Raw genomic sequence first — 19,261 nt, forward strand, 5'->3', positions numbered from 1 at the left:
CTATCATATACAATAAAGCCAAATTAACAAGGAAATTACCCACTTATCCCACCGCCATTTTTTCAATATTATACCATTTAGGCGATATCATTCATAATAAATCAACACGAGCTCATCCCGCTCCATCGCTTCTTCACAGAATCGTTTCAACAGCGTCCATTTGAGCCAGACGTCATCGAGGCCTTCATGGTCGACGAACGCCATATCGGCCACATCTTCTTTCGTGAATGCGTTCATCGCATCTTTGACGATATGGAGCAGCTGCGGCGTCAAAATCCCGACGACGACCGCCTGCTTCTCGTTGACGATTAACTCCTCCCCGATGACGGCCATCTCTAAGTTATACGTGTCATCCCCATCGATATAAATCTCGATTTGTCCGAGAATCTTTTGGAAGCGCTCGATACTCGGGAGCGTCAATGTCTCATACGTGTCACGTTGTTGACTATGCACGTGCAGCAGCCAATCTAAAATCATTTCCGGATCTTGTCCGAATGAGACCCATACTTCCGGGGAAATGCGTATATAGTGTGTCGTCTCCATCATTGAACGCCCCCCTTTTCTTCAGTTTACCCATCTTGCGGGCGCAAAAAAACCGTCTACGTGCTTTCGTAGACGGTTTGTCGTTTATGAACGGATTGTACCTGTTTTGACTTCTTCTTCCGATTCCCAAGCCTCGATGTACTCGCGGCCTGGCAGATCTTCAATCGAATCGGCGTAGAAGACCGGATCTTCACCTTGACGGCGTTGCTCCAAGTAATCGTCGAGGACGAGACGGGCAACTTTCGCGAGGCGGAAAATCGCATACAAGTTGACGAGTGCCATGAGACCCATGAACACGTCCGCGATTGACCAGACGAGACCGGCCGAACGGACCGCTCCGAAGAGGACCATACCGACGACACCGATGCGGTAGAGCGTGACGTAAATCTTTTTATCCGAAATGAACTGGATGTTCGTCTCACCATAGTAGTAGTTTCCGAGAATCGAGCTGAACGCGAACAAGAAAATCGCGATTGTGAGGAAAGATGTCGCCATCGGACCAATCTCGGCAGTGAGCGCGGCCTGTGTCAACTCGACACCAGCGAACGACTCTGAACCGGCGACGCCTGACAATAAGATGATCATCGCTGTCGATGTACAAACGAGAAGTGTATCGACGAACACACTGAGTGATTGAATCAACCCTTGTTTAACCGGGTGTGATACTTCAGCTGTAGCTGCCGCGTTCGGGGCTGAACCCATTCCCGCTTCGTTCGAGAAGAGACCACGACGGATCCCTTGAAGTACCATTGCTCCAATGGCACCACCGAACAGTTGCTGAAGACCGAGTACGCCTTCCGAGAAAATCAAGCCGAACACTTCAGGCAATAGTGAAGCGTTCGTAATCATAATCCAAGTGGCAAGTAGAATGTAGCCACCCGCCATGACCGGAACGATGATACTCGAAAGAACGGCAATCGATTGAATCCCACCGAAGATGATGACTGCAGTGACGAGCGCCAAAATGATACCGACTGTTGTCGTGCTAATCCCGAACTGGTTGCTGACTGACAACGAAATTGTGTTCGACTGAACCGAGTTGAAGGCGAAACCGAACGAGAACGTGATCAAGATGGCGAACAAAATCCCGAGCCAGCGCTGACCGAGCGCACGTTCCATGTAGTAAGCTGGACCACCGCGCCATGTGCGACCGTCGCGGATTTTATATACTTGCGCGAGCGTACTTTCGACGAATGCCGAAGCCGATCCGATGAGGGCGATGAGCCACATCCAGAAGACGGCTCCCGGGCCTCCGAGCGCGATGGCCGTCGCGACACCGGCGATGTTCCCGGTCCCGACGCGCGCCGCCGTCCCGATGGCGAATGCCTGGAACGACGAAACTTGGCCTTTTTCACGCTTCATGCCATCTTTGAATAAGAGACGAACCATCTCTGGAAACATCCGGAACTGGACGAACCCCATGCGAACGGTGAAATACAAACCTAAGGCGACAAGGACAACGATTAGCACTGACGACCAGAGCAGGTCGTTGGCTGATGAAACGAGATCTTCTACGAATTTCTCCATCTTTCAATCCTCCGTGTATGTGTGAGTTATAAGAAAAAGTTATGTCAACTTTCTTTACATGAGTAGAATTATAGGAAAAACGTTTAAAAAATGCAATCTTTTTCGACAATTTTCATTTCGGGTGTCGAACAACAAAAAGGCGACCGGTCAAGTGACCGGCCGCCTAGATTATCTCAGTTGGTTAGATAAAGAGGTTCAAGTTACCGCCTTCGGCTGCCCCGAGGTATGCTGCCACACCACCGAGGTCGATGCCGTCGATTAACTCTTCTTCTTTAATGCCCATGACGTCCATCGACATCGTACAAGCGACCATTTTAACGCCTGCCTCTTGAGCCGATTTAATCATTTGATCAAGTGATGGCACGTTTTTGTCGCTCATCACTTTCTTCATCATCTTCTGACCAACGCCACCGAAGTTCATGTTCGAGAGCGGAAGCTCACCCGCATGAGATGGCATCATCATGCCGAACATCTTCTCGAGGCCTTGCTTCTTCACTTCTGGCGCATCTGGTTTACGGATGACGTTGAGTCCCCAGAATGTGAAGAACATCGTGACGTCTTTACCCATTGCTGCTGCACCTTGCGCGATGATGAATGAAGCGAGTGCACGGTCGAGGTCCCCACTGAACACGACCATCGACGCGCCGTCGCCTGCTGGTGCGCCCGCTTGGACGGCTGCAGGGCCTTGACCTTTTTGGAGGACCGCTTCGACGCGACCGTTCACAAATTGTTTTGAGACGAGCTTGTTGCCCGTTTTCTTCGCCCATGCTTCGATGTCCGCAAAGAAGCCAGGATCACTTGCGAGGACGCGGAGCGTCTCGCCTTCGCCAAGTTCGGCTACTTTTTTGTTGACTTCTAAGATTGGTCCTGGGCATTGCAGACCGCACGTATCTAGGAAAATCGGTTCCCCGATCGGTTCATTCATCATTACTGGTGGTGCCTCCTCCGTTGCTGTTGCGGCAGTCTCATTCGCTGCCTTCGTTCCTGCTTCAATCGCATCAAAATCACGTCTCACTTGTGACCACGTCTTGTAGCCACCGCTCAAGTTTTTAACCTTGAATCCATTTTGACGCAAGATGCGGGATGCGAGATATCCGCGAAGCCCGACTTGGCATGTCACATAAATCGTTTCGTCTTTGCTGTAGTTGTCCAAGTGATCGCGTAGCGAGTTGAGCGGAACGTTGATTGAGCCTGGGATTTTACCGAGCTCGTGCTCTGATTCGTCACGGACGTCGAGTAATGTCGCACCGTTTTGGACCAAGTCGTCAATCTCGTTCCAATGTACGACTTCGTTATCGCCGAGGACGACGTTCGACGCCACGTAACCGATCATGTTGACCGGATCTTTCGCCGAGCTGAACGGTGGGGCATAGCTGAGTTCGAGGTCTGGAAGGTCAAGGACCGTCAAGCTACCTTTCATCGCTGTCGCAATGACGTCAATCCGTTTATCGACACCGTTCATCCCGACGCCTTGCGCGCCATAGATTTCACCGGTCATCGGATGGAACAACAGTTTGAGCGACACGGGTGTCGATCCTGGGTAATAGCCCGCATGTGAACCCGGGTGCACGTGAACGGCTTCGAACTCTTTACCAGCTGCTGTCAAACGTTTCTCGTTCCAACCTGTCGAAGCAACGGTCATATCGAATACTTTGGCGATCCCAGTCCCCATCGTTCCGTTGTATTTAACGTCACGACCGTTGATGATATCGGCGACGAGACGACCTTGGCGGTTGGCCGGCCATGCAAGCGGAACGACCGTCGGCTCTTTGAAGATATAATCGAGCACTTCGACGGCGTCACCGATGGCGTAGATATTCGGGTCTGACGTGAGCATCTTCTCGTTGACACGGATGGCGCCGCGGATGCCTGTTTCAAGTCCTGCTTCCGTTGCGATCGAAGATTCGGGCACAACACCGATTGACAAGACGACCATATCGGTCTCGATGACGCGACCGCTCTTCAAGTGGACACGTTTCCCTTTCTCAGAGAAGGAGTCGACACCGTCAGAAAGCTGAAGGTCGACGCCGTGCAAACGCATATGCTCGTGAACCGGTGCGACCATCTCACGGTCGAGCGGCGTCATGACTTGGTCGGCCATCTCGACGAGCGTGACATCGACGCCACGTTCCCGTAAGTTTTCAGCCATTTCAATCCCTATGAAACCGCCACCGATGACTGTCGCGTGTTTCGGCGCTTTGTCATCGACGTAGCTACGGATTTTATCCGTGTCCGGAATGTTGCGGAGCGTGAAGATGTCTTCTGCCTCTTCAATCCCTGGGATGTTCGGACGAATTGGTTTCGCACCTGGTGACAAGACGAGGACGTCGTACGACTCTTCGTACGTCTCACCTGTCTGGACGTGTTTCACCGACACCGTCTTCTCGGCACGGTTGATTTTCGTCACTTCCGTCAAGTTACGGATGTCGAGTTGGAAACGCTTGTTCATCCCTTCGACGGTTTGAATGAGCAATTTTTGACGGTCTTGAATCACATCACCGATGTAATAAGGAAGTCCACAGTTCGCGAACGAGATATACTCGCCCCGGTCGAACATGACGATTCGGTTCTCTTCATTTAAGCGACGAAGACGGGCGGCTGCCGAAGCACCACCAGCGACCCCACCGACGATTACGATTTTTTTACTCATTGCGCATTTCCTCCTTTGACGACTTCACCTGGCCAGCTCATCAAGCCATCTTCTATATTGACCACTTTATAACCTTTCGCTTCCATTTGCCAAGTTGCTTGCGTGCTGCGAGCCCCTGAACGACAAAGGACGATGTATTCTTCTTCAGGGTCGAGTGTCTCAATCCATTCCGAAATTTCAGATAGCGGATAATTTCTCGCACCAGCAATGTGCGCTTCCTGGAACTCGTCACGTTCACGAACGTCGACGATGTTCACTGGTACTTCGAAATCCATTTGACGTTTCAAGGCAGATGCTTTCATGTTTGTTTACCCATCCTTTTGATCTATGATATTTCACTTATTTATTCGTCAGCTTGGTAGCGGGCGTTCGACGAAAATTTGTGATTCGTTGAACATATCGCTTTCACGTCATTAATATACCCCCTGTGGTATTTGATTGCAAGGGATTTGTTTGTCGAATCGGTAAACGTTTGAAAAAATTTCACATCAAACGTTGTTGCTCGACACATACTCCCCCACGTATTAAGATGAGACTACACAATAAATAGTTGGGTTACTGAACGATTTGAATATAGAGGTGAATCTAATGGAACAGTATCAATACGATACAAAAGTGTTGAACCGGATGAAACGGGTCGAAGGACAAATCCGGGCCATCATCCGCATGATGGAAGAAGGGAAAGAGTGCCGTGACGTCGTGACACAGTTGAGTGCGGCTCGATCAGCGCTTGACCGCGCCTCGACCATCATCGTCGCGAAGAACTTGGAGCAGTGCATCATCACCGCCCAACAAGATGGCGAAGATACGTCAGAAACCGTCGAAGAAGCCATCAAAATGTTGATGAAACGCTAGTTCCACTTGCTTTCCCTCCGCAAATGGGCGAAAGTTAGAGTAACGACTTTTAAGGGGGACTTGTTTGTGAACTTCGAAGAAAAAGTAGAATCATTTAAAGCGCTCGTCGCTGAACGCAATATGACGTTCAAAGAGAGCGAGACTGAAACGCATGTCACATTTTTGACGCGTGAAACGACTAAATCCGGGGCTCAGCCCGTTATGATTATCGCCTTCAATAAAAAGACGACAGATGCGGAACTGTATGCCGCGACGGTCACCCACGTGCCGGATTACGTCGAAGACCTACCGATTCTGAACGCCTTGAACGAGTTCAACCAAGAGTTCAAATACTTCCGCTGCGTACTCGACAGCGACCGTGATGTTACGCTCGCCTCGACGCTCGACCTCGACCTCGGCTTCTCGCCAGAGATCATCTTGCAACATTCATTCATGATGTTCCAAGCGGCCGATGAAGTGAACGAGTATATGCAGAAGTTGTATACGCAAGTCCAATAACAAGCAGCCGCCCCGGACGAATTGATACGCTCCCTAAAAAGTAGACAGGTTAAAAAATAAAACCTGTTTCCTTTTGAAGGGAGTTTTTTGTATGGCTCAAAAAAAGTATCCTCCAGAGTTAAAAGTTGAAGCTGTCACAGCCTACGAAACAGGTCAAATGGCTTTCTCTCAGGTATTACGACAGTACGACATACCCCAAAAGACGTTCCAAGATTGGATTAGGCTCTATCGAGCCGATGGGATTGACGCTTTCCTAAAACCGCGTACTTGGAAGAACTATTCGAAAGAACTCAAAACCAACGTAGTTCTAGATTGTGTTAACGGCAAACTCTCACCTAATGAGATTGTCAGGAAATACGGATTGTCATGTCGGAGTGTTCTTCAGGGATGGATAAATCAGTATACTGGTCATAAAGAACTCAAAGCCACCTCGAGGGGAAGAGACACGATGACCAAGGGGAGAGAGACGACGTTCGAAGAGAGACTTGACGCAGTGATTGACTGTTTGAGCCACAGAAGGGACTATCGCAAAATTGCGGAGACCCATCGGGTATCTTATCAACAGATCTATTCATGGGTGAAGAAGTACGACCAGGGTGGCCCTGACGCCCTGCTTGATCGACGTGGGCACAAGAAGGATAAAGCTGCCTTGACACCTGATGAACGTGTCCAAATAGAGCTAAAACGTTTAGCGAAAGAGAACGAGCTCCTCCGCATGGAGAATGACTACCTAAAAAAATTGAAGGAAATCGGAAGGGGGCAAAGCTGAACCAAATTTGGTATGCGCATGAATATGAGTCCATCCGCCGTCTACATTCCACGTGTGGTCACCCGGTGGCTCGCCTCTGTGAAATCGCTGTCGTCTCAAGAGCAGGATATTATAAATGGTTGAAACACGAACCCTCGGCACGTGAAATCGAGAACAGACAAATCCTCGAAGAACTGCGAAGCGTCCACCTTGAGGTCAAGGGTATCTACGGGTATCGTCGCATGGGCATGAATCTTCGGAGACGGTTCGACCGACATATCAATCACAAGCGTGTGTACCGACTCATGGAGGCCGGTGGCCTGCGTTGTGTCATCCGTAGACGAAAGAAGAAATACGTCTATTCGACTCCTCAACAGACAGCTGAGAATCTTTTGAACCGGGAGTTCCGTGCCGATCGGCCGAATGACTAAGGAGGCCGGTATCACCCAGAGTATGTCACGTGTGGGTCGATGTATTGACAATGGCCCGATGGAAGCCTTTTTCGGTGCGCTCAAATGTGAGAGCTATCGCCTTCGAAAGTATCGTACCTATGACGATCTCAGTGAGTCCGTGGCAGAGTACATTCGTTTTTACAACCAAGACCGTTACCAAGAACGACTAAACGGCCTCAGCCCTTTAGAATTCAGGGCTGAAGCCGTCTAAACGATTTTTATTATTTCCACTGTCTACTTGACAGGGGGCGGTTCACTATTCGGTGACAGGAGAGGTTTCTTGTTTATTGAGGCTCGATAGACGGTTCCGAATCGATTGGTCGAACTAAGACTTGATCGATTCGACGACCATCCATATCGACAATCTCAAAACGCAGACCGTACGCCTCGATTACGTCTCCCTTTTGAGGGACTTTACCGAGCTGCGTGATCAAAAAGCCGGCCAATGTGTGATAGGCGGCCCGTTCTTGTCCTTCTAAAAAATCTGGAAGTCCAAACAACTGTTTGGCCTCGTCGATATTGAGCATGCCATCGGCGAGATATGAGCCGTCCTCGCGCCGGACGACCGATGGCTCTTCCTCCTCGATGATGACTTCCCCGACGATTTCTTCTAATATATCGAATAAGGTGACGATCCCAAGGAATCCGCCATACTCATCCAACACGAACGCCATCCCGACACCACTCTGTTGCATAGCTTGTAAGACGAGGCTCGCTTCTCGCTGGCGCGGCACAACGAGCGCTTGTTTGACCCGCTTCAAAATCTGCGACTCGTGTTTCAGTGACGGGAGCGTCAAAAGATCGCGCACTTCGACGAAACCGATGAACTGATCAAGACTTCCGCGACCGACCGGCAGCTTGCTATGTTGACTCTTATAAATTCTCTCTTGGATCCCTTCAATTGAGTCGTCGAGATCAATCCATTCGACAGTCGTACGTGGTTGCATCAATTGATAGATGTAGCGGTCATGGAAGGCAAACAATCGCTCGACTTGTTTGACTTCGTCATGGGCAAAATCACCTTGTGCCATCCCTTCGCTCAACAACTGTTTGATTTCAAGTTCCGTTTCTCCGCTTGATTGCTCAGATTTTAACCCGAGTAACTTGTATACGATGAGTGTCGATTTCGACAATACCCACACGAACGGCTTCATCACTTTACTGAAAAAGTCGAGCGCAGGGATGATTGTCATCGTCACCCGCTCCGGTGTCACGAGGGCGATCCGTTTCGGGACAAGTTCCCCGATGATAAGCGACAAGTACGTGATGATCGTGACGACGATGATGTATCCGAGTGTGCCAGCAAGCTCGCTCCCGATACCGAGCGCAATCAACTGTTGCGCCAATGGCTCCGAGAACCGCGCTCCACCGAACGCCCCGTTGATGATTCCAATCAACGTGATTCCGACTTGGACGGTCGACAACAAGTCGGTCGGATCTTTCGAATGTCGTAAGGCAATCTCCGCGCTTCGGCTACCTCTTGACGCAGCCGCCTCGAGTCGGCTCGGTTTAGAAGAGATGAGCGCAATCTCCGACATCGCAAAAATACCGTTCAATACAATGAGAAACCAAATAATCGATAAATCAATCAGCCAGGATGAATCCAAGGCTTATTCCACCTCTTTCAAGTTTGTTACTTCACATTATACGAGAGCCTGTCCTTCATTCTCAACTTCGCAGGTGCTCGACAGTATTTTCACACAGTTCCCTCGCCAAAATTCCTCAACCTGCTTTTAATTCGAACAATCTGTATTTAAATGCTTTACTTTAAGTTCTTACGACCTCAAATTGATTATATAGAGTTCATATGACCTTAAAATGAGGAATTATTGTTGACCCTACTCATCGCCTTTTTGGCACTCGTCATCTTCATGCTCGCACTTGACCTCGGGGTGTTCCACCGCAAGGCACACGAAGTCTCGCTCCGCGAGGCATGGACACGGACGTTCGTCTGGATCGGGATCGCCATCGCGTTCGGCGGTTGGTTGTTCTACTCGCAAGGCAGCACCGTCGCGACAGAATATGCGAGCGTCTACTTCATCGAGAAGGCGCTCGCCATCGATAACGTGTTCGTCTTCTCGCTCGTGTTCGCCTACTTCGCGATTCCGCTCAAGTATCAGCACAAGGTGTTGTTCTGGGGCATTCTCGGGGCAATCTTCTTCCGGGCCGTCTTCATCGTCGCCGGTGTGTCACTCTTGGAAAACTTCGGTTGGGTCTATTACGTGTTCGGTGCCTTCCTCATCTATACAGGATGGATGATGTTCAAGAACATCGGCAAGGACGAGTCGCTCGAGGAGAACAAGACGATCCGTTGGCTCGAACGCCGCTTGCCGATCACGCAAGACATCTCGTCTGGTAAGTTCACGAAACGCATCAACGGCAAGCTGTTTTTCACGCCGCTCTTCATCGCGCTCATCTTCATCGAGCTGTCGGATATCGTCTTCGCCGTCGACTCGGTCGCGGCTAGCTTCGCCTACTCGCGTGACCCGTATATCATCTTCTATGCGAACATCATGGCGATTCTTGGACTCCGTAGCCTCTACTTCGTCCTCGCCAACTTGATTGACCGCTTCTACTATTTGAAGCACGGGCTCAGTTTCATGCTCGTCTTCATCGGGGCGAAGATGGTGTTGGGCGACGTCTACAAGATGCCGATTTGGATGTCACTTGGCGCCATCATCCTCGTCATCTTGATCAGCGTCGTCTATAGTTTCTATAAAACGAAACCTGGTCAGAAAAATCACGTATAACAAAAGGGAGATGTGCTAGCCTCCCAGGTGGTTCACTTCTCATTGGTGGGTAAACCTTTAGCCTAGCGAACACAGAAAAGGTGGTTACGAATGTTTGACCGTATGGGTGATGTGAGTATTGGACTCGTCTTCGGGATCGTGTTGATGCTTCTGTTCAACAGTCTTTGGGGACTTGGGGTCGGCGTGATGTTAGGAATCTTCTTCCTCGTCGCACCACGCTCGACAAACTGCCGTACTAGAAAATATATACCGCAGACCCGCTAAGCCTGGGTGAACTGCTCCCCGATTAGGTAGACAGATGAAATAACAAATCTGTTTATCTAATTCGGGGAGTATTTTTTATGGCAAGAAATCGACATTCAATCGAACAAAAACTGAGTGCACTACATACGATGGAAGAACAAACATATATATAGGGATTCATCTGGAGCTAGGGATGTCCATACGGTTTATTGTGAGATAGCTGAACGCACACAGGAGCGCTAAATACGAAGCTTGACGAAACTACGCTCCTGACGATCATCCGGAAGCTACCGGCAACCTGGTCCCCAGAACAGATCGTCGCTCACCTCTACATGGGAAAAATCGCCTTCTCGACGATTTATCGCTGGGTCTATGGGGGTAATCTACGTGCCCATGACCTTGCTCCGGCAGAAGGACAAGCACCGGAAACGAGTGCAGACCTGCGGGCTTATCAACGTCGGTTTGACCATCCCGGACCGCCCGTGGGAGGTGCGCACACGCGAGACGTTCGGGCACTAGAAGCTAAACACGGTGGTTTAAATACGAGGGAAGGCGAAGGCCTGCATCGCGGCGAAAGAGCCCACACTGCCGATCAAGGGCCGCACCGAGGCCTCGATAAAGGGAACGATTCGTGCATTGATTGGCGTGCCGATGAATTTCGCCGACCCGTACTTGTCATGGCAACATGAACTCCAAGAGAATCCTTCGCGAAAATCACGCATGACGCGCTCGCCAAGAGCAACGGGAGGCCGAGAAAGTGTCTGAACCGGAAAACGGCACAGCGGACCTTTACGAGGAAGTATTGCGCTTAATTTGACAAACCGCCCATCTAAAGGACGAATGTATCTTATGCACAGGTAAGTTAAAGTCAGCATTTCTTTTAAGAGTGATCCAAAACAATTATTTATTATAAATATCATGTTTTACATTAACTTAGATCGGGGAAATATACATGAACCAAACTATTAGATTGATTAAGGGGGCAAGGAAGATGTCGACGAACAGCTGTGATATTTGTGGAAAGCCAGCATCAGTCAGAGTCCAGGCAAACTTGAATGGTCAGTTACGAAATATGGAGTTATGTGAAGGTCATTATCAAGAATTTTTACAACGCAATGGATTAAACATTTCTCCAATCGAATCGTTATTTGGAATACGTGGCACTATGCTCGATAACTTTTTTTCGAGCAAACTACCTTTTTTTAATGTAGATGAAGAAGTTAGTAAAGAAAATGTTTATGATGAAACCTCGAGCGAAGTGGCACGGCGCAAGCGTGGTAGTGCTTTAACTAGCCGATTGAGTGAAAACGCGGAAGAGATGCTTCAAAAAGCGGGACAATATGCATCTGAATTTAACAGACCCGAAATAGATACAGAGCACTTATTGTTGGCGTTGACAGACAGTGAGGTTGTTCAAAGTATATTTAATCAATTCAAAATTAAAGTGGAAGATTTGAAAAGACAAATTCAAGCTGAGGCGAAGCATGGAGAGACAATGCATGAAGGTGAGATTAGCGTTTCACCGCGAGTAAAAGACGCCTTAAGTCGTTCTTTTATTGCTTCAAATGATTTAGGACACACTTATGTTGGTCCCGAACATTTTTTGATTGGTTTATCTGAAGAGGGAGAGGGACTGGCTGCAAACATCCTTCGCAAATATGGTTTGACGCCTCAATCTATAAGACAGCAAGTGAGTAAGGTTGTCGGGAACGGTGAAAACAAAGGAGGTCTATCCAATTTGAGTAACACCCCTGAACTGGAGAAATTTTCGCGCGATCTTACTAAGATGGCTAAAGAAGGGAAGCTAGATCCGGTCATAGGTCGTGCCGAAGAAGTGGAAACCACAATAGAGATATTAGCTCGACGTAGAAAAAATAATCCAGTACTGATTGGTGATCCAGGGGTTGGAAAAACTGCTATTGTAGAAGGCTTAGCACAACGAATTGTTGACGGTGAAGTACCTGAAGGTTTAAAGGATAAGCGATTAATGGAGTTAGATATTAACGCAATGGTTGCTGGATCAAAATACAGAGGAGAGTTTGAAGAACGTGTTCAAAAAGTGTTGAAGGAAATATCGGAAAATAAAGATGATTTAATTATGTTCATTGATGAGGTCCATACGATTGTAGGCGCTGGACAAGGTGGGGAAGAAGGCGGTCTAGATATAGCTAACGTTTTCAAACCAATGCTTGCTAGAGGAGAGTTGAATCTCATTGGCGCGACTACTCTGAATGAATACCAAAAGTACATTGAAAAAGACGCGGCTTTAGAAAGAAGATTTCAACCGGTTATTATTCACGAGACGACTCCAGAGCAAACGATTATGATTTTAAGAGGTTTGCGCGATACTTTTGAAGCGTATCATAAGGTGACTATAACCGAAGAAGCTATTATTTCTGCAGTAGAGTTATCAGATCGATATATTCCTTCTCGTTTTTTACCTGATAAAGCCATTGACCTTCTTGATCAAGCGGCAGCTAGAGTTAAACTAGTTGCCACTTCACGTCCTGCCGGAATTCAAGAAATCGAAGCTGAATTGCAGCACCTTCTAAGAGAGCGAGATTACGTTGCAAATAGAAAGCAGTACGATAAAGCAAGCGAACTTACAAAAGTTATTGAAGAAAAAGAAAGTGAGTTAAAAAAATTAACAGAAGAATGGGAAGCCGAAAAAGGATCAGGGAGTACAGAAGTAAAACCTGAACATATTGCTCATGTGGTTTCGCAATTGACTGGCATTCCAGTGAACGAACTAACAACAGAAGAAAAAGACAAACTTTTACGCATGGAAGAACAACTACATCAGCGCTTAGTAGGTCAAGAAGAGGCAGTAAAAGCTGTTTCAGATGCAGTTCGTTTGTCTCGTTCAGGATTACGCGAAGAAAATAAGCCTGTCGCTACTTTTCTTTTCTTAGGACCTACCGGGGTAGGTAAGACCGAGCTTGCAAAGGCTTTATCAGAAGTTATTTATGGAGATGAAAATGCATTATTACGAATTGATATGTCAGAATATGGAGAGCGGCATGCAGTAGCACGTCTTGTAGGTGCTCCTCCTGGGTATGTGGGTTATGATGAAGGCGGTCAGCTCACCGAAAAAGTACGACGTTCACCTTACAGCGTGATATTGTTAGACGAAATTGAAAAGGCTCATCCTGACGTGTACAATATCTTACTTCAAGTTTTCGATGATGGACGACTTACTGATGGAAAAGGAAGAGTTGTAGATTTCACCAACACGATAATTATAGCTACGTCAAATTTAGGGTCGGATATTATTCGTACTAGATTAAACAGCGATAGTTCTTCTAAAGAAGATTATGAAGGCGTAAAAAAAGAAGTTATGACTGTCTTGGCAAGTCATTTCCGTCCTGAGTTTTTAAACAGGATTGATGAAATTATTGTATTTAGTGCTTTAAATAAGGATCAAATACACGAAATTGTATCACTTCAACTACAACGTGTCGCGAAGAATGTGTCGAAACAGGGTATTACTATTTCTTTCGATCAAACTTTAGCTCGCCACTTTTCAGAAGAAGGGTACAAACCTGAATTTGGTGCCCGAGAACTCAAACGTGTAATCCGTAGTGAGCTAGAAACGAAATTAGCTCGTGAAATTTTAGGAGGGGCTATTGAGAAAGGGGATAAAATATTAGCTAAATGGGACGAACAATCACAACAGATTGTTTTTGAACGCACGGAGACTAATGAGGATTAACCCAATTTTGGGAGTATAGCCTATATTTCAGAGAAGGTGTCAACAGCGTTTTTTCATTTTTCTCTGATAACTGTGTAGTTCAAAATAAGAGTGATTATTATGCGATGTTGGCTAACGATGACGAGCGACCGCCTTTGGGTGGTTGCTCGTTTTTTTCAATATCAGTGGGCGCAGCTCAGGTCAGAATTTCGACAAAGTATCTGAAACCTGAGCAAATCAAAATTTCCCCTTCTATAATCATGATTGTCTCCAGAAATGACAAAATAACTCGAGGCCTGTCTAATACAGGTCTCAAGCCGCCTAATCTGATTTTCATTATTTTCCCTGTCTACTTGACGGGGAGCAGTTCAAATCCAGGGCGGCTTTTTTTGAATCATTCTTTCGATTAAGCTCGTATAAGGAGAAAAAGGAGGAATTGCTGATGATGACACGCTATACGCATTACCTCGAAGCACTCGAGGCAATCAGAGGAGCGACAAAGTGGTTCACCGATGATTTCCGACGCTTGATGGCCATCAATTATGCCATACACGACACCCCGTTCGATGAAGCGCGGTTCGAGCAGGCTCAAGCGGCCGTCAAACGGAAAACAAAAGCCTTCTCCAAGTTTCGCGGCAGCAATAATTTCGTCTGGCTGTCGTTTCTCGATGCCAAGTATGAAGACATCGAATCCGCCATCGACGAGGCACTCCGGCTTGATACGCTACTCGACCGGAAGCACTTCCGTTTCAGTATGTTGCGGCCCTTCATCGCGAGCCAACTGATCAACGTCGATGAACCCGAGCGCCGGCTTGACGAGGCGAGCGCACTCTATCAGACGTTCAAACGAAACCATCCTTGGCTGACGAGCGAAGAAGACCTTCTGTCTGCTCTCGTCCTCGTTCAAGCGTTCGATGACCACGATGCGTTGAGCCAACGGATTGAGACGTATTACGAAGCGTTGAAAGCCGAGTTGCCCCGCTCAAACGAGCTCCAACTCGTCTCCCATCTGCTTGCTTTTAGCGACTTGCCTTCAGACGAGGTCATCAATCGCCTGCTCGAGTGGCGCACGCGACTCCAAGGACAAGCAATCGCCGTCAAAAACGAGCATCTGCCAGCGCTCGCCCTCTTGGCCATCGTCGCGGCCCCGAACGACAACGACGAGCGCGACCTGATCGACATCACGAACGCCGAGAAGGAAAAGCATCGCTGGTTCCACACCCATGCGTTGACGGTCGCCTTGCAACTCGTCGCGGCAAACAACATCAAGGAAGACGCGAGCGATTTACTGTTGCACGGGACGTTCGCCCATCTGCTCGCCATGCAACAGGCGGCAACGGCAGCGGCGACCGTGGCTATCATTTCGAGTACATCTTCGAGCGACTAAAAAAGAAGGGTTTCCCCTTCTTAACTAAATAAATACCAACTGAGACAACCGAGCACGAACACCGAGTTGGCGATTTCGACAATCCCGATCTTCATGATGGGGATCTTTTTGCCGTAGAACGCGACCGCCCGGACGAGACTCGGCACGTAAGCGAGTGCCAAGACCGGATAGCCAAACGCGATGAAGATGGCGACGAGCAAAAAGTGATACCCCCATGATACGTTCCGATAAAACAAGCTCTTCTTCTCCCGAATCATCGTTTTGACGAAAAAGATACTTCCGAGGAAATATAAGTACGGCAAAGCGAACATCCACACTATCGTCCCATCCAAGATGCGCGCCCCGAGATAATAGCTCGCCATCCCGCCGATACAAAATGAGGTGACGGCGCTGACGTCGTTCCAGACGTTGCGCTCATCCTTAATTTTGGCAAAATAGGCGTTGATGAGACCGAATGGAATCATAGCAAGGACAAACCAGACAAGACGCCACTCGGACAAAAACACCGGGATGGTAGCTACAATCGCAACCGTCAAATACGTCACGACCGTACGCAACAGCTCTTGTGACTTCTTCCGTTGCTTAATGTATTGGAACAAGAAAAATGTACCCATATAAACGAACAACCAGGCGATGGCGAACGGGATGTGCGCGAGCGTCCACCCTCCGACAATGCCGCCGAGTAAGAACGGTAAAATCAGCATCGACCAAGCGCCGTGCTGTTTTGGAATCATCCATTTCATGTGACTCCCTCCTTCTATGTGTAGTGTAGAAGAAAGATGACTGTAAAACTGTGATAAATTTTACAAAACAAAAAACGATCTCACGCGAGATCGTTTTTTGTTTTTAGTTTGGTCACACTTGGTACGGCTACTTCGACCACGTCTTCCGTCAACATCTTCGTGACGACACGACCCGCGATTGAGACCGCGAGAAGCGTATAAAGCGCGTTCGACAGCGGCAAATAGATGAGCGAAATCGCCAAGACGATGACATCAAATATGATGAGAATCGTCCCGACCGATACGCCGGTCCATTTCGATAGGCCGAGTGCGAATAAATCGTCGCCCCCGGTCGCCCCGCCCGATTTCAAGACGAGACCGAGACCGTAACCAGTCACAATCCCGCTCGCGATGGCGGCGAACAACGTCGCCGGCCACACTTGGATATCGAACGTGAGTAAATCCAACCGATCCCACATGGCGTAGCTGAGCGACAGTGACGCCGCGGCAAGCACGGCTTGCCCGACGAAGCGCCAGCCTTTCCACCAAAGGGCGATTAAAAAGAAGGGGATATCGAGTACGATCATCGAGATCGCCGGATCGATATCAAATAAATAGCGGCCGAGCAATGCTAGCCCGACGAAGCCCCCTTCTGCCAAACCAAACTGTTCATTCAAATAATAATAACCGAACGCCATGATCAGCGTTCCGAGCACTATGGTAGCAACTCGTTTCATTCCGATTGTCCTCCCCGTTTTCAACGGAGAGGAGGATCCTCAGTCGTAGCCGCGGTTCCATCTGTTCCATCTCCGATCTTCCGTTTGTTGATTTTTACATTGATGTCGCTTGTAAAAACTCAACGCTAGAAGTCCGGTAATTGAAACAGAGGCCATGTCCTCTCGGTATCCATAAAGACCTTCCTTTCCCAAATTGCGCGTAATCATGAAACTATTTTAACACATTTTCACGACTATTTCATTAAATGTATATTTAGTGTAGATTACGTTTCGGTAAATCTTTCTTACCGAACCACCACCAGTTCCAGTCCCCAAGCAGTTTCATCAAGGACGGGACAAGTAAAATACGGATGATTGTCGCATCGATAAAAATCGCGAGCGCGATGCCGACACCGAGCTGTTTGATCGGACTAACACCGGTAAAAGCGAACGCCCCCGTGACGACAATCATGATGACTGCGGCCGACGTGATGATTTTACTCGTCTTGGCGAGTCCCATCTCCGTCGCGTAATCGTTATCCCCGGTCTCCCGATAATATTCCTCAATCCGCGAGACGAGAAACACCTCGTAGTCCATCGATAGGCCGAACACGAGCGAGAAGATGAACACCGGGGTCAAGATACTGATCGTCTCGGCATCGTACACGTAGCCTGATTCGAAGATGATGACGAGCAGACCGAACGTCGCCCCGAGACCGAGCACGTTCATGATGATCGCCTTAATTGGAATCAAGACTGAGCGGAACGCCCACATGAGAATGACCATCGTCGCCAAGATGACAGTCACGACCGCATACGGGATGCTGTCATAAATCTCTTCATAAATTTCTTCGTTGAACGCGGCTGGTCCCCCGACGTCAAAACCGCTCTCGCGCCAATCTCGGACGAACGCTTGCGCGTCTTTATCACTCGGCGGGACGTTGAAACTAACGTTGACGAGGGCAAGGTCTGTATTCCCTTCAAGCGTGACGAGACGTTCGAACGCCTCGAGTTGCTCTGGTGCCGCTTCAGCGAGTTGTTGGAATTCGGCTGGTTCGAGACCGGATGCCGTCAAGAACGTCGTGACGTTGTCGACAATCGGATCCTCGGATAGCTCATCGGTGAGTGCGGTCAATTCATCGAGAATCATCGAATCGGTCAAGTCATTCGTCTCAAACAAGAGCACCGCATCGGTCGACGTCTCCCCGAACACGTCGTCCCACCGCTCAAGGGCGGCCCGCGACTCGTACGAGGTCGGGAGTGCATCGGCGTCCGGGATGTTCAATTCGAGGTCACGGACGAACCAGAGACTCGGTAGTAACAGCAAGAGCGCGACGAGTGTCATCGTGACGGGACGTCTCATGACGAAACGGGCCAACTTCTGCCACCGTACTTCAGAACGCGTCTCATTCGTTTTGATAAGACGCCCTTTATTGATCGCATCTCCGACGATATATAAGGCGGACGGCAACAGCGTGAGCGCCGATAAGACCGCGCCCGCCACCGCAATCAGCGCACCGAGCGCGATGGCTTGGAACACGTCGACTTGGATGAATAGCAACCCGGCCAGTCCGACGAACACACAAAGCCCTGAGAACAGAATCGAACGTCCGGCCGTCGCGACCGTTCGGACGATGGCTGCCTCTCGCGACTTCCCATGTGCGAGCTCTTCCCGGTAACGGTTGACGAGCAATAGGGAAAAATCGATGCCGAGCGCGATGGCGATCATCGCGACCGCATTCAAGACGAAAATGGATAGTTCCATCGTCTGGGCAAAGAAGAACAACGAGCCGGCAGCCACGATGAATGTAATCAATCCAACGAATAATGGCATGACCGCGGCGAGCGGCGTCCCGAAGACGAGCAAGAGGACGAGCAACGCGACCGGGATTCCAATCAACTCGGCCCGAATCAAGTCATTCTTCGACGCTTCATTCAAGTCATCCGCGAAGACCGGCTCTCCGGTCAATCGCACGTCTGTATCCGTATCTCGAATCAAGGCGTTGCGAACGTCATCGATTGACGCCTCGGCCGTATCGTAATCCTCGAACTCGAGCAATAAGTAAGCTGCGTCCCCTGAGCGGGCATCGGGATTCTCGGCTGGCGTGATCACGCCGTCGATTCCATCGACGTCAATCAGTCGATCCCGTTGCTGCTCGATGACCGTATCAAGGTCCCCACCTTCCAACAAGACGATCATCGAGGCCCCGGCCCGGTCGAACCGGTCGTTCAACGTATCTTCCACTTGGGCGAAGCGCCCGTCTTGAATCGCAAATCCATTGCCGCGCAGTTCACTTGGCAACTGTAATCCGAAATATACCGATACCGCGAGCAATACCGTCCAAATCAACACGACAGCGTAGCGCCATCGGACTAACGCTTGTCCTAATCGTTCCATCCCTGTCCACTCCTCTCCATCTAAGAAGACTGTTCCCGTTTTTAGACGAGATTCTGTAAGCCTTCGTAAAAAAATCCTGAA

The 19,261-nt window shown here is 49.0% G+C and carries 18 protein-coding genes; 9 read left to right on the forward strand and 9 right to left on the reverse strand.

The window, feature by feature from the left end:
* Positions 1-87: 87 nt before the first annotated feature.
* From KNP80_RS11815 to KNP80_RS11830, 4 genes are all read right to left on the reverse strand, one after another.
* Positions 88-546, reverse strand: coding sequence for a DUF1877 family protein (locus KNP80_RS11815; RefSeq protein WP_251130261.1), 459 nt, complete (start codon positions 544-546; stop codon positions 88-90).
* A gap of 81 nt (positions 547-627) precedes the next feature.
* Complete coding sequence (locus KNP80_RS11820; protein WP_214718416.1) at positions 628-2,070, reverse strand: alanine/glycine:cation symporter family protein; 1,443 nt, start codon at positions 2,068-2,070, stop codon at positions 628-630.
* A 181-nt stretch (positions 2,071-2,251) separates the two neighbouring features.
* Positions 2,252-4,720 carry a CoA-disulfide reductase gene (locus KNP80_RS11825; RefSeq protein WP_214834794.1) on the reverse strand — a complete coding sequence of 823 codons (2,469 nt, stop codon included), beginning with the start codon at positions 4,718-4,720 and terminating at the stop codon, positions 2,252-2,254.
* Entirely contained in the window at positions 4,717-5,022 is a 306-nt protein-coding gene (locus KNP80_RS11830; RefSeq protein WP_214718419.1) for a rhodanese-like domain-containing protein, read from the reverse strand. Before KNP80_RS11830 ends, KNP80_RS11825 begins: the two co-directional genes overlap by 4 nt.
* A 286-nt stretch (positions 5,023-5,308) precedes the next feature.
* Here KNP80_RS11830 and KNP80_RS11835 point away from each other — a divergent pair, with 286 nt between their 5' ends.
* The 5 genes from KNP80_RS11835 to KNP80_RS16015 all read left to right on the forward strand — a co-directional run bounded on the left by KNP80_RS11835 (position 5,309) and on the right by KNP80_RS16015 (position 7,484).
* Positions 5,309-5,575, forward strand: coding sequence for a metal-sensitive transcriptional regulator (locus KNP80_RS11835; protein WP_016509666.1), 267 nt, complete (start codon positions 5,309-5,311; stop codon positions 5,573-5,575).
* Positions 5,576-5,641: 66 nt separating this feature from the next.
* On the forward strand, positions 5,642-6,073 hold the full coding sequence (locus tag KNP80_RS11840) for a type III secretion system chaperone family protein (RefSeq protein ID WP_016509669.1): 432 nt from the start codon (positions 5,642-5,644) through the stop codon (positions 6,071-6,073).
* 91 nt (positions 6,074-6,164) lie between these two features.
* Complete coding sequence (locus tag KNP80_RS11845; protein ID WP_214718420.1) at positions 6,165-6,842, forward strand: helix-turn-helix domain-containing protein; 678 nt, start codon at positions 6,165-6,167, stop codon at positions 6,840-6,842.
* Positions 6,843-6,961: 119 nt separating this feature from the next.
* Positions 6,962-7,252: an IS3 family transposase gene (locus KNP80_RS11850; protein ID WP_214718422.1), complete on the forward strand. Its 291-nt coding sequence runs from the start codon at positions 6,962-6,964 to the stop codon at positions 7,250-7,252.
* 58 nt (positions 7,253-7,310) lie between these two features.
* Positions 7,311-7,484: an IS3 family transposase gene (locus tag KNP80_RS16015; RefSeq protein ID WP_418508257.1), complete on the forward strand. Its 174-nt coding sequence runs from the start codon at positions 7,311-7,313 to the stop codon at positions 7,482-7,484.
* Between the two features lie 73 nt (positions 7,485-7,557).
* On the opposite strand, the gene KNP80_RS11860 is transcribed toward KNP80_RS16015, so the two are convergent.
* The gene (locus tag KNP80_RS11860) at positions 7,558-8,880 is read right to left on the reverse strand and encodes a hemolysin family protein (RefSeq protein WP_214718426.1); all 1,323 of its coding nucleotides are present in this window, start codon (positions 8,878-8,880) and stop codon (positions 7,558-7,560) included.
* Between the two features lie 225 nt (positions 8,881-9,105).
* Here KNP80_RS11860 and KNP80_RS11865 point away from each other — a divergent pair, with 225 nt between their 5' ends.
* Entirely contained in the window at positions 9,106-10,023 is a 918-nt protein-coding gene (locus KNP80_RS11865; RefSeq protein WP_214832870.1) for a TerC family protein, read from the forward strand.
* A 90-nt stretch (positions 10,024-10,113) separates the two neighbouring features.
* On the forward strand, positions 10,114-10,287 hold the full coding sequence (locus tag KNP80_RS11870; protein WP_214718428.1) for a hypothetical protein: 174 nt from the start codon (positions 10,114-10,116) through the stop codon (positions 10,285-10,287).
* Positions 10,288-10,802: 515 nt separating this feature from the next.
* Here the strand turns inward: KNP80_RS11870 and KNP80_RS11875 are convergent.
* Entirely contained in the window at positions 10,803-10,988 is a 186-nt protein-coding gene (locus KNP80_RS11875; protein WP_214834796.1) for a hypothetical protein, read from the reverse strand.
* 269 nt (positions 10,989-11,257) lie between these two features.
* Between KNP80_RS11875 and KNP80_RS11880 the strand changes: the two genes are divergently transcribed.
* Both KNP80_RS11880 and KNP80_RS11885 read left to right on the forward strand, forming a co-directional pair.
* A complete protein-coding gene (locus KNP80_RS11880; RefSeq protein ID WP_214834797.1) occupies positions 11,258-13,978 on the forward strand; it encodes an ATP-dependent Clp protease ATP-binding subunit in 2,721 nt (906 codons plus the stop codon).
* Positions 13,979-14,399: 421 nt separating this feature from the next.
* Complete coding sequence (locus KNP80_RS11885; RefSeq protein ID WP_251128945.1) at positions 14,400-15,344, forward strand: DUF4003 family protein; 945 nt, start codon at positions 14,400-14,402, stop codon at positions 15,342-15,344.
* Between the two features lie 20 nt (positions 15,345-15,364).
* On the opposite strand, the gene KNP80_RS11890 is transcribed toward KNP80_RS11885, so the two are convergent.
* The 3 genes from KNP80_RS11890 to KNP80_RS11900 form a co-directional block, all read right to left on the reverse strand.
* Positions 15,365-16,087 (reverse strand): YwiC-like family protein, encoded by a 723-nt coding sequence (locus tag KNP80_RS11890; RefSeq protein ID WP_214834798.1) that lies wholly within the window; start codon positions 16,085-16,087, stop codon positions 15,365-15,367.
* Between the two features lie 80 nt (positions 16,088-16,167).
* Positions 16,168-16,803: a YitT family protein gene (locus tag KNP80_RS11895; protein ID WP_214832877.1), complete on the reverse strand. Its 636-nt coding sequence runs from the start codon at positions 16,801-16,803 to the stop codon at positions 16,168-16,170.
* Positions 16,804-17,056: 253 nt separating this feature from the next.
* Complete coding sequence (locus tag KNP80_RS11900; RefSeq protein ID WP_214834799.1) at positions 17,057-19,180, reverse strand: MMPL family transporter; 2,124 nt, start codon at positions 19,178-19,180, stop codon at positions 17,057-17,059.
* Between the last annotated feature and the right edge of the window lie 81 nt (positions 19,181-19,261).

Origin of the sequence: Exiguobacterium sp. E4787, assembly GCF_018618375.1 — a bacterium.
GTDB classification, from domain to species: domain Bacteria; phylum Bacillota; class Bacilli; order Exiguobacteriales; family Exiguobacteriaceae; genus Exiguobacterium; species Exiguobacterium chiriqhucha.

Coding starts and splice junctions, on each gene's coding strand:
- KNP80_RS11870 (WP_214718428.1), top strand. CDS start 10,114: ATGTTTGACCGTATGGGTGATGTGAGTATTGGACTCGTCTTCGGGATC.
- KNP80_RS16015 (WP_418508257.1), top strand. CDS start 7,311: ATGGAAGCCTTTTTCGGTGCGCTCAAATGTGAGAGCTATCGCCTTCGA.
- KNP80_RS11820 (WP_214718416.1), bottom strand. CDS start 2,070: ATGGAGAAATTCGTAGAAGATCTCGTTTCATCAGCCAACGACCTGCTC.
- KNP80_RS11815 (WP_251130261.1), bottom strand. CDS start 546: ATGATGGAGACGACACACTATATACGCATTTCCCCGGAAGTATGGGTC.
- KNP80_RS11895 (WP_214832877.1), bottom strand. CDS start 16,803: ATGAAACGAGTTGCTACCATAGTGCTCGGAACGCTGATCATGGCGTTC.
- KNP80_RS11875 (WP_214834796.1), bottom strand. CDS start 10,988: ATGCGTGATTTTCGCGAAGGATTCTCTTGGAGTTCATGTTGCCATGAC.
- KNP80_RS11845 (WP_214718420.1), top strand. CDS start 6,165: ATGGCTCAAAAAAAGTATCCTCCAGAGTTAAAAGTTGAAGCTGTCACA.
- KNP80_RS11835 (WP_016509666.1), top strand. CDS start 5,309: ATGGAACAGTATCAATACGATACAAAAGTGTTGAACCGGATGAAACGG.
- KNP80_RS11830 (WP_214718419.1), bottom strand. CDS start 5,022: ATGAAAGCATCTGCCTTGAAACGTCAAATGGATTTCGAAGTACCAGTG.
- KNP80_RS11880 (WP_214834797.1), top strand. CDS start 11,258: ATGTCGACGAACAGCTGTGATATTTGTGGAAAGCCAGCATCAGTCAGA.
- KNP80_RS11885 (WP_251128945.1), top strand. CDS start 14,400: ATGATGACACGCTATACGCATTACCTCGAAGCACTCGAGGCAATCAGA.
- KNP80_RS11890 (WP_214834798.1), bottom strand. CDS start 16,087: ATGAAATGGATGATTCCAAAACAGCACGGCGCTTGGTCGATGCTGATT.
- KNP80_RS11825 (WP_214834794.1), bottom strand. CDS start 4,720: ATGAGTAAAAAAATCGTAATCGTCGGTGGGGTCGCTGGTGGTGCTTCG.
- KNP80_RS11900 (WP_214834799.1), bottom strand. CDS start 19,180: ATGGAACGATTAGGACAAGCGTTAGTCCGATGGCGCTACGCTGTCGTG.